The following is a 14,297-nucleotide window of genomic DNA, read 5'->3' as shown; positions in this document are numbered from 1 at the left end:
AAACTATGATATGATAGACAATTTACTCTGCTTTTAGGTAAAAAGTAATCAAAGTGAATGAATCCGTGTCGTTAAGTCCTAATTCCCTGATGATTGATTTGCATTGCCATAGCCACTACTCGGACGGATTGCACAGCCCGGAAGAATTGATCAGGCAAGCAGTTGAAGCAGGGGTCAGTCTTTTAGCGCTGACAGACCATGACACGGTTGCCGGATTAGCGGCATTGCATCAGGCCAATCAACACGCGTCATTGACCGTGATTAACGGCATCGAACTCAGCACCCGCTGGAAAAAATACGATATTCATGTTGTGGGTTTAATGATTGATCCACACAACCCGGTATTAATGCAGCTCAACGAGCAACAAAATGAAAGTCGAATCAAGAGGGCCCGTGAAATTGGCCAGCGTCTTGAATTGACCGGTGTCCATAATGCGTATCAAAAAGCCTGCGATTTAGCCGGGCATGAACGGGTAGGTCGGCCTCATTTTGCTCAGGTGCTCGTCGAGGAAGGGTTGGCCATGGACAGGCAGGCGGCGTTCAAACGCTTTCTTGGGCGTGGGCGGGCGGCGTATATCCCCACGCCGTGGTTATCCATTCCTGACGCCGTTTCAGGGATTGTGAAAGCCGGCGGACAGGCGATTCTGGCTCATCCTTTAAAATACAATCTAACTCGCACTCGCCTGCATGAACTGGTCAGTGAATTCAAGGCAGCGGGCGGTGTGGGCATTGAAGTCGTCTCCGGTGAAATGACCGTCACCCAGGTTCAGGAAATGACGGGATTGGCGCTTCGCTATGAGCTGCTGGCCTCTTCCGGGTCGGATTACCATGGCGCGCAGGTGTCGCGCATTTCCCTTGGACGTCAGCGTAAACTCCCGCTAAACTGTACACCTATATGGCAACAATGGACTATTTGACAGGGGATATTAATGAGTCAGTTTTTTGCTATACATCCTGATAATCCGCAGGCTCGGCTGTTGAGAAAGGCAGCGAATCTGATTGAGGAAGGCGGTATTCTGGTTTATCCCACTGATTCAGGTTATGCCCTGGGTTGCAGGCTGGGGAATAAAGCGGCCCTGGAACGTATACGCAAATTAAGACAGCTTGATAAAAACCACAACATGACGCTGGTCTGCCGCGATTTGTCGCAGCTTGGTACCTATGCGCGTGTGTCCAACCCCATTTTCAGGCTTCTTAAGGCGTTCACACCCGGCTCTTATACGTTTATTCTGAACGCAACCCATGAGGTGCCGCGTCTGATGTTGCATCCTAAACGAAAAACCCTGGGTTTGCGGGTACCAGACAATACCATTACCCTGGCCTTGCTTGAACACCTGGATACACCGATTATGAGTACCACCCTGATTCTGCCCGGCGCCAATGCCCCGTTGGGTCAGCCGGAAGCGATTCAGGATTTACTGGGCAATCAGGTCGATTTGATCATTGATGGCGGAAATTGCGGTTATGAACCCACCACGGTGGTTGATCTAACCGGCGATTACCCTGTCATCCTGCGGGAAGGGAAAGGGGATCCTGAGCCCTTTAAGTGATAATTAACCATTGAGGAGTTCGATGTCAGCCTTGTTTAGTGCGAGTAAACGTGTAGTCTCTGGCATGCGTGCCAGTGGTCGTCTTCATCTTGGACACTACCATGGTGTGATAAAAAATTGGTTGAAATTACAACATCAATACGATTGTTATTTCTTTGTGGCCGATTGGCATGGCTTGACTACCCGTTACGATGAGCCCGGTTTTATTGAAACCATTCTCTGGGATATGATCATTGACTGGTTGGCTTGCGGAATTAACCCCAGCCTTTCCAAGATTTTTATCCAGTCCTGGGTGCCTGAGCATGCCGAACTTCATTTGCTTTTATCCATGATTACCCCGCTTGGCTGGCTCGAGCGCGTGCCAACATTTAAAGATCAGCAGGAAAAATTGCACGAAAAGGATTTGGCGACTTATGGTTTTCTGGGATACCCGCTGCTGCAGAGTGCTGACGTGTTGCTGTACAAAGCCGATTATGTCCCCGTGGGTGAAGATCAGGTGGCTCACATTGAATTAACCCGCGAAGTGGCGCGTCGATTTAATCATATATATGGTCGGGAGCCTAATTTCGAAGCCCTGGCGATGGAGGCCATCAAAAAAATGGGTAAGAAAAATGGCCGCCTCTATACGGAATTACGGCGCCAGTTTCAACAGGATGGCGACCACGAGTCCTTAAACACGGCAAAAGCCCTGCTCGCTAATCAGCATAACCTGTCGCTGGGCGATAAGGAGCGCCTGCTCGGCTACCTGGATGGTTCGGGAAAAATCATTCTCCCTGAGCCGCACCCGCTGCTGACCGAGACCTCGAAAATGCCGGGGACAGATGGTCAAAAAATGTCTAAATCCTACAATAACACCATCAGTCTTCGGGAAGAGCCAGAACAGGTCGAGAAAAAGATCCTGACCATGCCAACGGATCCTGCCCGGGTCAAGCGTACTGATCCCGGAGAGCCTGAAAAGTGTCCTGTCTGGCAGTTGCACAAAATCTATTCCGCAGACGATGTTAAGGCCTGGGTACAAACCGGCTGCCGCACAGCGGGTATCGGTTGCATTGAATGCAAACGTCCGGTGGTTGATGCCATTCAACAGGAGTTAAAACCCCTGCAGGCAGCGATTAAGGATTTTGAAGAAGATTTAGGCTCAGTAAAGCGCATTGTCGCTGACGGCAGTGAAGCGGCGAGGGAAGAAGCCAATAAAACACTGAATGATGTCCGCGAAGTGATGGGGCTGGATTATTAATGGATGCGACGCTGGCGGACAATCCTGCACCGGTTCTGGCTTTAGTCAGTGGTAAACCCTTTACCGAGATGCCGGCGGATCTGTTTATTCCGCCTGATGCCCTGGAGGTCCTTCTTGACAGTTTCTCAGGTCCGCTGGATCTGCTGCTGTATCTCATTCGCCGGCAGAATATCGACATTCTGGATATCCCCATTGCTCATATTACCCGGCAGTACATTCAGTACATCCAGCTCATTGAAACCACCCGCCTGGAGCTCGCCGCCGATTACCTGGTTATGGCAGCCATGCTCGCGGAAATTAAATCCCGTTGTCTTTTGCCTCCGACGCCCAATGCAGAAGATGAACCAGAAGAAGACCCCCGCATGGCTCTGGTGCGCCGGCTTAAAGCGTATGAGGAAATGAAACTGGCGGCAGAAAGCCTCGATGAACTGCCGCGTTGCGAACGCGATTATTTTCGAGTCGAAATCCAGGCCACAGGACTTGCCGCACTGATCATTCATCCTGATGTTGAACTGTCTTTATTGCCGGAAATGATGCGGCAACTGGCTGAAAAGCAAGGCCATCACGGTAATCATCAAATCAGTCGTGAACAATTGTCCGTTCGTGAGCGAATGACGATGATTCTCGAGCGCTTAAGTGATGAAAAAACACTGCTGTTCACGCGTCTTTTCTCAGCGACTGAAGGGCGAATGGGCCTGGCGGTCAGCCTGCTGGCAGTCCTTGAGCTCGCAAGGCAGTCGCTGGTCCTCATTAATCAGGGGATCCTTTACGGCCCGATTCACATCATGGCGGTGAATCATGGATAATCACCAATTAAAAGCAATTCTTGAAGCCTTATTGATGAGTTCTTCGCAAGCGTTAAGCATGCAACAGTTGCTTTCGGTGTTCAATGAATGGGAGAATCCGGGCCCTGAGCGCATAGAACAGGCGCTTTTGGAGCTGAAACAGGATTACAGCGATCGAGGCATCGAGCTAGCAGAGGTCGCAAGCGGTTATTGTTTTCAAACCCGAGCGAAATATGGTCACTGGATAAGCCGCCTCAACGCGGAGAAGCCGGCTAAATATTCCCGCGCTCTACTGGAAACCTTAGCCATTATCGCCTACAAGCAACCCGTAACACGGGCTGACATTGAGGATATCCGCGGAGTGGCCGTCAGCAGTCCCATGTTAAAAACCTTGTTGGAGCGGGAATGGATTCGGGTCGCAGGGCATCGAGACGTACCCGGCAAACCTGCCGTGTATGTTACAACCAAAGCCTTCCTTGATTATTTTAATTTAAGAGGTCTTGATGAATTGCCTCCCCTTACCGAGGCGACACCCGCACCAACCCGCGAAGAATCACTAGAAGAGTGTGTAGAATAAATGACAACAGAACGATTACAGAAAATACTGAGCCAGGCAGGCTTTGGTTCTCGACGCGAAATGGAACGCTGGATAGAAATGGGCATGGTCTGTGTCAATGGTGCGGTGGCCAAACTGGGCGATAGTGCGGGACCTGAGGATAAAATCATTGTCAAGGGCAAGCTCATCGCCAATCCACTGAAAGCACAGGCAAAGACACGCATTTTGCTTTACCATAAACCGGTGGGTGAAATCTCAAGTCGCAGCGATCCCAAACACAGTCGAACGGTGTTTGACAAGTTACCGCCGCTTCGACAGGGGCGATGGGTGCAGGTAGGCCGTCTCGATATTAATACTTCGGGCTTATTGATTTTTACCAACAATGGGGATTTGGCCAACCGCCTCATGCACCCTAAATTTGAGCTGGAGCGAGAGTATGCTGTTCGGGTGCACGGCCAGGTTTCGGAAGAAGCAATCAAAACCCTGTTGAAAGGGGTTGAACTGGACGACGGCATGGCGAAATTCAAGCGTATCGAATTCAGCGGCGGCGAAGGGACCAATGCCTGGTATCATGTGACGCTGACGGAGGGCCGTAATCGGGAGGTGCGCCGCCTGTGGCAATCCCAGGGGGTCGAAGTCAGCCGCCTTATTCGCATCCGTTATGGCAAACTCACAATGCCCCGTTCGCTATCCCGGGGTGATCATGTGGAATTGACCCCGAAAGAAGTGGAAACGTTTCTGGCCAGCTTGAACTAAACAGGACACGAGGTTGCCCGCCTGCGCGGGCATGCAACTCATGAAGCCAGGCATCTGCTCGTACTTAAGTCTGTTTCACCAATCAGCGCTTAGTCACCTGAAAATCAATCAGCGTAATTAGCCCGCTCCAAAGGGCAGTCCAGTGGTGATCATTGGGATCATGGTTGCTGACGCGTTTCAGTAACACACCATTGTCTACTTTAAATAAGGGAGAATGATTCGGTAATTGTTCAATTTTGTCGAAGTCTGGCAGCCAGCGTAATTCCTCGTAGGAGGCAGGAAGCGTGCCGTCACGGAACGTATGATAAATGGCATCGGCCGAAAGCTGCATGATGTGTGTCAGGATTTCGACGTGCCTTGCGGCATCGGGGTGGCTTAAGTAATCATCGCCATAGGCCCTCCAGCTTAACCCCAGCGCATTGCTGACTTCAAGGCCATACTTTGAATCTTCATCGTGCATGAGGTTGGCGATCAGCAGATTCAGGATGGCTGGAAGGGCAATGTCGTTATGGACGGCTCGTCTTGGCGTTCTCATATGACCTGAGGACATGGAATCCGTAAGGAAGTGGTTGGCAAAGCCATTTTGCGCATAAGCAAGCTGCAGGGCCTTGTCCGCTTCTGCCAGGTTGCCCTCGTTCAGGTAATGATGCGCTTTTAGGGCTGAGCGGAGCGCAACGGCGTGACCCGCACGATAGGCGGTCAGGGCGTCAGGAACAAAATGATCAAAATTAACCTGGGCCAGTTTTAAATAAAGGCCTAAAGGCAGATACCCATTGATGGCGGTCCCGCCGCAGCCAATGCGGTTTAACGATTGAGACAGATCGCTAAAATGCTGTTTGTAAAACTCCCAGGGCTTTTGCCCCTTGGCTTCGGCCGCTTGAAGCTCAGTCTCCAACCGTGCAAAAAACTGGCTGTACTCACTGACCAGCGTCGATGGTGTTTTGCAGGTGTTATCACTGTTCAACCCGCCCAGGGTGTTAAACTGACGAAGAAAGCAGGCTTCCTGCTGCTGGGTTTTGCAGTTTGAGATGGGTTTGTAGGGGTCGCCGAACAAATCGCCCGCATACATGACCAGTTCCCCATAACTTAACTGCAATCCATTGGGAAGCGTCAATCGGTTATTTTGCGGTGGCGAAAGCGGTTCCCAGTGAAGAAGAACCTGGTTACCATAATCACGGTGTTCCAAATTGGCAAATCCAGCATTGTGATGCTTCAGGTTTTCTTCGATTGCAGAATGATTGAGAGGACTGGCTTTGGTCACGCCAATGATGAACCATGACAGCAGCAATTTGGCTATGATATCCTTAATCATTGTCTTTTTCCTTAAATGTTTGATCTATTTAAGCGCATAAAATAAAGCGTATTCAAGTCAGTATGGTAACATAAGTCCTTGACGAATTGATGTTTAAAAACCAGAGTAGAGTAGTTGGATGAGCAGACGAAAGCAACGCCCCCCCAAAACCGTTCAAACCGCGGAAATTGTCAATTTCAGCCACGATGGCCGCGGCATTGCCCGCCTGAATGGCAAGACGACGTTTATTCAGGATGCCCTGCCGGGGGAAATTGTCCTGTTTCAGTACACACGCACCAAAAGTGATTTTGATGAGGGGCGTGCGATTGAGATCGTGTCGCCCGCGGCTAACCGTGTGTCACCGCGATGCCCGCACTACAGTGCCTGCGGCGGGTGTTCCCTGCAGCACCTGGATGAAAACGCGCAGATTCATGAAAAACAAACACTGCTGCTGGATTTGCTTCGCCGCGTCGGTAAAGTTGAACCCGAATCGATACTGCCTCCCTTAAGCGCCGGTAGCTGGCATTATCGCAACAAGGCACGTTTAAGCGTGCGTTACGTTGAAAAGAAGCAGGGCACGCTGGTGGGTTTCCGTGAAAAGAGCAACCCGCGCTACATTGCCGAGATTGAGCATTGCCCGGTTTTAAATGCTCGTGTGGATGAGCAGATTATGCCTTTGCGTGCCCTGATTGATTCCTTTGATGCGCCTGAGAGTATTGCTCAGGTTGAAGTAGCTGCCGGGGATGACGAGGTGGCTCTGATTTTCAGAAACATGACGCCACTTACTGAAATGGACAAGGAAAGGCTGCGCCGCTTTGGTGACGTATCCGGTTTTAAACTGTATCTGCAACCTGAGGGACCTGACAGTGTCACCCTGTTTTATTCACCGGCAGGCAGCGACGAGTATCTGCATTATCAATTACCGGATGAGCAGGTCCGCTTTCGCTTTCACCCAACTGATTTTACCCAGGTGAATGCCGGTTTAAACCGCTTGATGGTCCGCAAGGCGCTTGAATTAATGGATGTGAATCAAGACGATGTCGTCCTTGATCTGTTTTGTGGTCTCGGCAATTTTTCCCTGCCCCTGGCGCGTCACAGTAAGGCGGTCATTGGGGTTGAAGGCAGCGAGACCATGGTGGTGCGTGCGGCGATGAACGCAGACTACAATGGCATCAGCAATGCGCGGTTTTACTGTGCCGATTTAGACCAGGTTGATGCGTTGGCAGCGATCATCAGGCAGCCCATTGATAAAATGCTGATTGATCCGCCGCGCTCCGGAGCACTGGAAATTGTCCGCCAAATCGATAAACTTAATCCTATAAGGCTTGTTTATGTATCCTGCAATCCAGCAACGTTGGCACGCGACACCGATATTCTGGTCAATCATCATGGGTATCGTTTACGAGCAGTTGGGGTAATGGATATGTTTCCGCACACGGCTCACGTGGAGTCCATTGCCTTATTTGAAAAGGATAAACAGTGATGGTTAAAGTGAAAGAAAGTACGCCCTGGTTGTCAGATGGCAGTATTGATGTGGAGCAATGGCTCCATCAACTCGGCAGCAAAGGGTATTTTCAAGATCTGGCAATGATCCGGAATGCCTGCACTTTAAGTCAGTTAAGCGGCTTTGAGCATGCGACTGAAACCGGTGTTTCCTGCCTGCAGCAGGGCTTAACCATGGCCGATATTCTGGCGGATTTGGAGGTGGATCAGGAAACACTGACCGCAGCCATCATTTTCGTCAGTGTTCACTATGCCGAACTGTCACTGGACGATTTGGAAGAACAGCTCAATCCCGCCATTGCCAAACTGGTCAGAGGGGTAGAGCGTATGAGCGCGATGCACAATCTGCAGGCCCTGAATAACCCGCAAAACAAGCACCAGATCGACAACATCCGAAAAATGCTGCTGGCTATGGTCGATGATGTCCGTGTTGTCCTTATCAAACTGGCGGAGCGGTTGAGTGTGTTACGTGCCTCAAGCCAGCTTCCTGAAGCGTTGCGCACGCAAATTGCGACCGAGGCCATGGAAATTTATGCGCCCCTGGCCAACCGCCTGGGAATCGGAGCCATCAAATGGGAGATGGAGGATTTAGCCTTCCGCCTGCTGCATCCCGATGATTACAAGGCCATTGCCAAAGGCTTGAAAGCCAAACGGCTTGAGCGCGATCATTACGTCAACCTGATTGTCGATGAACTCAATAAATACATACAGGCGTTGGGTGTGCATCATTTTGCCGTGTATGGACGCTCCAAACACATCCACAGCATCTATAAGAAAATGACGCGCAAGAACGTGTCGCTGGATGAGATTTATGATGCTACAGCGGTCAGGGTTTTGCTGGAAACCAAAGAACAGTGTTATGAAGTGTTGAGCATGGTTCATGATTTGTGGAAACAGGTGCCGGCGGAGTTCGACGATTACATCGCTAACCCCAAAGCCAACGGTTATCAATCCCTGCACACGGCGGTTGTAGGGCCTGAGGATCGGGTGTTTGAAGTGCAGATCCGAACATTCCAGATGCACGATTTGGCAGAGATGGGTGTGGCGGCGCATTGGAAATACAAAGAGAGCGGCATCCATCATAAACAGAGTCACGAACGCAAAATCGAATGGCTGCGGGATGTATTGGCCTGGCATCGGGAAATGGCCACGTCAAGCGGTGTTTCCGAAGCCATTGAGACGGAATTTCTTGAAGACAGGGTTTATGTCTTTACGCCGGATGGTGATGTGCTTGATTTGCCGGCTGGAGTGACGCCCCTGGATTTTGCCTACCATGTGCACAGCAAAGTCGGCCATCGCTGCCGCGGCGCCAAGGTCAATGGCTCGATTGTGCCGTTGACCTATGCCCTCAAAACCGGGGATCGGGTGGAAATTTTAACCGGTAAGGATGAGCGCCCCTCCCGTGACTGGATTAACCCGCACTTAAATTACTTAAAAACCTCGCGCGCCAAAGCGAAGGTACTGCACTGGTTTAAAATGCAGGACTACGATAAAAACCGTGCGGAAGGCCACGACATTCTTGACAAGGAATTGAAAACCCTGGGGATTAAAGCGGAAAAATTACAGGAAGTTGTCAAAACCTTTAACTACAAACGCCTGGATGATTTGCTGGCAGCCCTTGGGCGAGGGGACATCAAACTCAGTCAGATCCTGAATCGCCTGTCGCCGGCTGAAGTGGTTGAGCCCAGCATTCAAAACATCGTCAAGCCGCAGAGCGTGCCGGAGGTAACCGGTAGTGATTTGCGCATTGAGGGCGTGGGCAATTTGATGACTCACATGGCCCGCTGCTGTCAGCCTGTGCCTGGCGATACGGTTGTCGGTTACATTACCATTGGTCGTGGCGTGTCGGTTCATCGCCAGGATTGCCCCAACATCCTGCATGCCACTGAAAAGCAAAAGCAGCGTTTTTTACAGGTCAGCTGGGGAAGTGCCACGCGCGACCATTACGTGGTGGATGTTCTGATTAAAGCCTTTGATCGACCGGGCTTGTTGCGGGATGTGACGTCGTTGTTATCCAATGAAAAAGCCCATGTGTATGCCTTGCAGACCAACACCAACAAGCAGGATAACAGTGCCTACATTACTCTGACTGTTGAAATCGATGGTTTAAACAGCCTGTCTCGTCTACTGACCCGTCTTGAGCAGATACCTAATGTGCTGGAGGCGAGAAGGCAGGTATAACCTTGAATTTAACGTGTTGCTGTGGTCAGAGCCGGGCTCTGACCCTTTGAGATGTAATTAAACCAGAAGTGCCACGTCCGGCGCATCAATCTGTTCTTTACACTGGCGGATGAATTCATCACGGAGCGTATCCAGTTCGTGAGGCAGCGGGAATTGGCTGATTTCCTTCACCAATCGGCTTAAGAATGTTTTGTCCTCTGTCTCGGAGTAGTGTGAAACCGTCGCTTTTGACTGCTTGGGCGCCGGTTCGAGATCCGATTGATACTGAGGCTCGGAAAAGAGCATGTCATTCATGTATGGGGTCAGAAATGGGCTTTGTTTCAGCTTATCCTCGCTGCCATACCAGCGAATGAGAGCCTGGCGATAGGCAGTTAAGGCCTCCTTGTCCAGAAAATCGGCGTAATTAACTACGCCATGCGGAAAATGCTTACCCAGGTGGTGGCGAGGTTGAATGCCTTTTGCCCTGAGAAAAGCAAGGAACTCCGTTTCAAACCGGGCAATACCTGGCGCATGAGGATGAGTAACCATGTCGATGGCAAACACGCGCTGATGCTCGTTTGCCGTTGCGGACGTGGATAAACCGCCATTGGTGCCTTTAAAGTAACGCACATAATAAGCATAGGTCAGCGGGTATTCCCCGCGTTCACCGGCTTCCTGCAACATGTCGTCCAATTTTTTACAAATCTCGGCCAATAGCGCCGCCGCCTTATCTCTATCCACCGGAATGAGGTAGCTGACATCCCGCATGGCTTTGGGAAATCCGACCTGGTAATGGGTGATGTGATTTTCATAATCCACCACGGTTTTGGTGCCGCGTGTACTGGTTACAATCGCGGCGGTGAGTTGCATGAAGGCAGGGAGCAAATGCTGTAAACCCGGTTCGGTCAGCCGGTCCTGAATCGAATCGCCGACCCGCACGCTCAATTCCTGGGCGAGGGAACTGGCATCCGCCGCGTAAGGCGCATTGTCGTTTGTGGTTCGCCCTCTGGTGGTGTAATTCCACAAGCGGACATGCCATTTATCCACTGGGATTTTACTGTACGTTGGAATTCGCATGAGCGTAAAATAATGATTATTGTTCAAATAATCAGAAAGGTGGGTATTAAGGTCGTCAACGTTTTTGAAATTGTGCACTGTCTCTTCAAGATTAAAGGCTTTTACCGCACGCAACCGAATGTTTAACACCACCCCCAGCATGCCAGCATGCGCGCCAAACAACAGTGGGAAATCCTCATGGCTCGAATCAATTTCACGGATATTGCCATCCATGTCGCAAACGGTGGCGCTGAGAATAAGGCCGCTGAATGCGGTTTCATCCTGACCTGTTCCATGGCCGCCCGTCCCGGCGAGTCCCACGGCAGTCACCCAGGCAATCATGCTGGCTGTGGATAATGATAATTTTTTCTTTCGCAATTCATCGGCCAATTTGGCAATCTGAACGCCCGCGCTAACCTTAACCACGGAGGCCGGAAGGTTTTTTATAGGGTTGGTCTCGCTGGGGGGCAGGGGCGGGGCCTCGCCTTCGACCTGAACGGATTGGTACTTTTCACTGAACAGGATAACCACGTCATCGCCGCGGGCGATTGGGGAGAAAGAGAAGGAGCCATTGTAGCGCTCCTCCTGTGCCTGTTTCCAGGGAAAACAGCACCAGTTGCTGCTGGTCTTGTCATTCCATCCGGCGGCGGCCCGAACGGTGATCCGGTGATGGCTGTGCAGTGCATTCTGTTCCTGTACAGCGAGTATGATTTCCTTTACCTGTTCCTCGGTATCAACCTGCACCACAAGGGCGCCGCGATGAATTACGGTTTCCATGTAATTAGTCCATGTGCCTGTACGGCAGTGGATTTTAGTGCTGGTAAGTCTATCGATAAGGGCCTGACGTGAACCTTTTGCAAATGACATAATCACATCCTGTGAAGAGGGGGTTATTCCATACTGCCATTGGAGAGGGAAGTTGGTCAACGCCGTATTGGCTGAGAACCAGTCAAGGGGTAGCAAACTGCCCCTTACTCATAAAATAATACCCAGTACCACGCGTCGACCTTCACTTAAAAGCACATTAAAGGTGCGGCAGGCAGCACCGATGGACATGCATTCCAGAGCCCTTCGCTCAGCGGCCAACTGCTGGTAAATGACTGGTGGCGCAAACTGGCCGGTGTTGCCATGACCGATGAGAATGATTTCCGGCTGGTGTTTAAGCAGAGAAGGCAAGGTGTTATCGCTGAGTTCCTCGATGCGGCGGACAGGCCACTCGCTGATGAGTTCATGAGTTGAAACGATCAGGCTTTGCGTGTAGAGGGTTGAGTTAATTTGAATGGCCGTATCGCTGTAGGCCTCTACCGCATAGGGCTCCCTGGCTTCTAAATTAATTTGCATGGTGTTTGACGAATCAATAATTTATACTGTTGGCCAGTATAACACAGGGGTTGCTAACATGAGCCAGTTTCCGCGTATAAAACGCTTACCACCGTATGTCTTTAACACGATGACCCAGTTAAAGTCGGAGGCGCGGGCGCGCGGAGAAGACGTGATTGATTTTGGCATGGGCAATCCGGATCAGCCTACGCCGCAGCACATTGTTGACAAACTTGTCGAAACGGCACAACGCCCCGATACCCATCGTTATTCCATGTCCAAGGGCATCCCGAGGCTTCGTCGGGCCATGGCCGGCTGGTATGAGCGTCATTATGGGGTAACGTTGGACAGTGAAAAGCAGGTTCTAACAACGATCGGCTCCAAAGAAGGCCTTGCACACCTTGCGTTAGCCATCAGCGGCCCTGGGGATACCGTGCTGGTGCCGGATCCCGCTTATCCCATTCACACGTATGGTTTTATTATTGCTGGCGCCAATGTAAAACAGATTCCTCTGATTGATGAACAACAGTTTCTAGCCGCAGTACAGACCGCCATTGAACAAACCTGGCCTCGCCCCAAGGCACTGGTGATTAACTTTCCAGCTAATCCCAGCACCCATTGCGTGGAGTATGGATTTTTTGAAGAGGTCGTGGCGTTGGGCAAGCGTCACAACATCTGGATCATCCATGATCTGGCGTATGCCGATATCGTGTTTGATGGCTATAAAGCGCCTTCTATTCTGCAGGTTCCCGGCGCGATGGATATCGCCATTGAAACGTATTCCATGTCGAAATCCTACAACATGCCCGGATGGCGGGTTGGATTTGCCTGCGGCAATGAGGAGTTGGTTGCGGCATTGACGCGTATTAAATCGTATCTGGATTACGGAACCTTTACCCCCATTCAGGTGGCTGCCATTACGGCGCTGGAGGGATCGGATGATTGTGTGGAAGAGATACGCAGCCTTTATGAGCAACGCCGGAATGTGTTGTGCGACGGTCTTGACGATTTGGGATGGCCCGTTACCCGTCCGAAAGCCACCATGTTTGTCTGGGCCGAGATCCCTGAATTTTATCGTCACATGGGTTCGCTTGAATTTGCCAAATACTTGCTGCAGGAAGCGCATGTGGCCGTCTCTCCGGGCATTGGTTTTGGTGCGCAGGGCGATAATTTTGTCCGCTTCGGCCTGATTGAAAACAATCAGCGCACACGCCAGGCTTTGCGCAACATCAAAGCCCTGTTCCGACGGGACGGTTACCAGCAGGCAGTTTAAGCATGGATGTGATCATTAATAGCCGCTGTGATGAGGTGCCTGCCCGCAGTCTGCCCTTAGCCACGCAGGGACATTATTTGACAAATGCCCTGGTGGCATTAGGCTATGAAGCCGCAAGCCCGCCGCTGGCTGATCTCTTGCGGCGCTATCACTCTCTGGCGGGTGACTGGCTGATTGCTTCCCCCATTCATTGGCAGGCCACGCACAATGATGCGATGATTGTCGCGGCCGGGGATGAGCTGGAGCTTGATGATTCGCTGGCAAAAATCTGGTTTGCCGAGGTATCCCAGTTGTTAAAGGAAGACGGTTTCGAACTTGTTTATCACAGCCCGGACCTCTGGTTGGTCAATCCCGGCAATAAAGCCGCTGCCGAATTTCCTGCGCTTCAGACCATGCTTCATCACTCCATGATGCCGGTGTTGCAAACCCTGGGTGAATCAATGTTCTGGCAAAAGCTGTTAACTGAATTACAAATGTTCATGAGTACACACCCGCTCAATTCGGCCAGAAACAGAGCCAGGCCGATCAATGGCCTGTGGTTCTGGGGTGGCGGCACATTGCATGCGCATCACTCCAAACCGCTGATTAGCAACGATGACGTTTTACTCACCGTTTTCCCGGGGTGTCAACCTCTTCAGGAGCAGTCCCCCTCCACTGACAGCGTGGTGGTGATAGGGACTGATCAGGCTGTTGCCGCAGCGCAACTATTAAAGACAACCGCGAGGATAAAACGCACGCAATGGTATTGGAATAATGTGGCCTATCAATGCAGACGCCTCCCCTGGTGGTTAAGATTATGGAAGAGATGAG

Annotated in this window: 13 protein-coding genes; 10 read left to right on the top strand and 3 right to left on the bottom strand. The window is 51.1% G+C overall.

The window, feature by feature from the left end; genetic code table 11:
* Positions 1-89 precede the first annotated feature (89 nt).
* Genes GH742_RS08485 through rluB form a run of 6 tightly spaced genes read left to right on the top strand, consistent with a single transcriptional unit; the run spans position 90 to position 4,884 of the window.
* On the top strand, positions 90-917 hold the full coding sequence (locus GH742_RS08485; protein WP_203456898.1) for a PHP domain-containing protein: 828 nt from the start codon (positions 90-92) through the stop codon (positions 915-917).
* 12 nt (positions 918-929) lie between these two features.
* Complete coding sequence (locus tag GH742_RS08480) at positions 930-1,550, top strand: L-threonylcarbamoyladenylate synthase (protein ID WP_203454408.1); 621 nt, start codon at positions 930-932, stop codon at positions 1,548-1,550.
* Between the two features lie 22 nt (positions 1,551-1,572).
* Positions 1,573-2,787, top strand: coding sequence for a tryptophan--tRNA ligase (locus GH742_RS08475; RefSeq protein ID WP_203454399.1), 1,215 nt, complete (start codon positions 1,573-1,575; stop codon positions 2,785-2,787).
* On the top strand, positions 2,787-3,593 hold the full coding sequence (locus GH742_RS08470) for a ScpA family protein (protein WP_203454397.1): 807 nt from the start codon (positions 2,787-2,789) through the stop codon (positions 3,591-3,593). Before GH742_RS08475 ends, GH742_RS08470 begins: the two co-directional genes overlap by 1 nt.
* Positions 3,586-4,149: an SMC-Scp complex subunit ScpB gene (scpB, locus tag GH742_RS08465; protein WP_203454395.1), complete on the top strand. Its 564-nt coding sequence runs from the start codon at positions 3,586-3,588 to the stop codon at positions 4,147-4,149. The genes GH742_RS08470 and scpB overlap by 8 nt, the downstream gene beginning before the upstream one ends.
* Positions 4,150-4,884, top strand: a complete 735-nt coding sequence (rluB, locus tag GH742_RS08460; protein ID WP_203454393.1) for a 23S rRNA pseudouridine(2605) synthase RluB — start codon at positions 4,150-4,152, stop codon at positions 4,882-4,884.
* A gap of 82 nt (positions 4,885-4,966) precedes the next feature.
* Here the strand turns inward: rluB and GH742_RS08455 are convergent, their stop codons facing one another.
* On the bottom strand, positions 4,967-6,196 hold the full coding sequence (locus GH742_RS08455) for a phospholipase (RefSeq protein WP_203454391.1): 1,230 nt from the start codon (positions 6,194-6,196) through the stop codon (positions 4,967-4,969).
* Positions 6,197-6,314: 118 nt separating this feature from the next.
* Here GH742_RS08455 and rlmD point away from each other — a divergent pair, with 118 nt between their 5' ends.
* Both rlmD and relA read left to right on the top strand, forming a co-directional pair.
* A complete protein-coding gene (rlmD, locus tag GH742_RS08450) occupies positions 6,315-7,658 on the top strand; it encodes a 23S rRNA (uracil(1939)-C(5))-methyltransferase RlmD (RefSeq protein WP_203454389.1) in 1,344 nt (447 codons plus the stop codon).
* Positions 7,658-9,859 (top strand): GTP diphosphokinase, encoded by a 2,202-nt coding sequence (gene relA / locus GH742_RS08445; RefSeq protein ID WP_203456897.1) that lies wholly within the window; start codon positions 7,658-7,660, stop codon positions 9,857-9,859. The genes rlmD and relA overlap by 1 nt, the downstream gene beginning before the upstream one ends.
* Positions 9,860-9,916: 57 nt before the next feature.
* On the opposite strand, the gene GH742_RS08440 is transcribed toward relA, so the two are convergent.
* Both GH742_RS08440 and GH742_RS08435 read right to left on the bottom strand, forming a co-directional pair.
* Positions 9,917-11,761, bottom strand: coding sequence for an FAD-binding protein (locus GH742_RS08440; protein ID WP_203454379.1), 1,845 nt, complete (start codon positions 11,759-11,761; stop codon positions 9,917-9,919).
* Positions 11,762-11,869: 108 nt separating this feature from the next.
* On the bottom strand, positions 11,870-12,235 hold the full coding sequence (locus GH742_RS08435; protein ID WP_203454378.1) for an Mth938-like domain-containing protein: 366 nt from the start codon (positions 12,233-12,235) through the stop codon (positions 11,870-11,872).
* 58 nt (positions 12,236-12,293) lie between these two features.
* Between GH742_RS08435 and alaC the strand changes: the two genes are divergently transcribed.
* A complete protein-coding gene (alaC, locus tag GH742_RS08430; protein ID WP_203454377.1) occupies positions 12,294-13,487 on the top strand; it encodes an alanine transaminase in 1,194 nt (397 codons plus the stop codon).
* A gap of 2 nt (positions 13,488-13,489) precedes the next feature.
* Positions 13,490-14,296, top strand: a complete 807-nt coding sequence (locus GH742_RS08425; RefSeq protein WP_203454376.1) for a hypothetical protein — start codon at positions 13,490-13,492, stop codon at positions 14,294-14,296.
* The last annotated feature ends 1 nt before the right edge of the window (position 14,297 follow it).

The organism is Legionella sp. MW5194 (genome assembly GCF_016864235.1).
In the GTDB taxonomy this organism is placed as follows: Bacteria; Pseudomonadota; Gammaproteobacteria; order Legionellales; family Legionellaceae; genus Legionella_C.
Note: the sequence above shows the minus strand (reverse complement) of the source record. Positions and strands in the feature narration are given on the sequence as shown.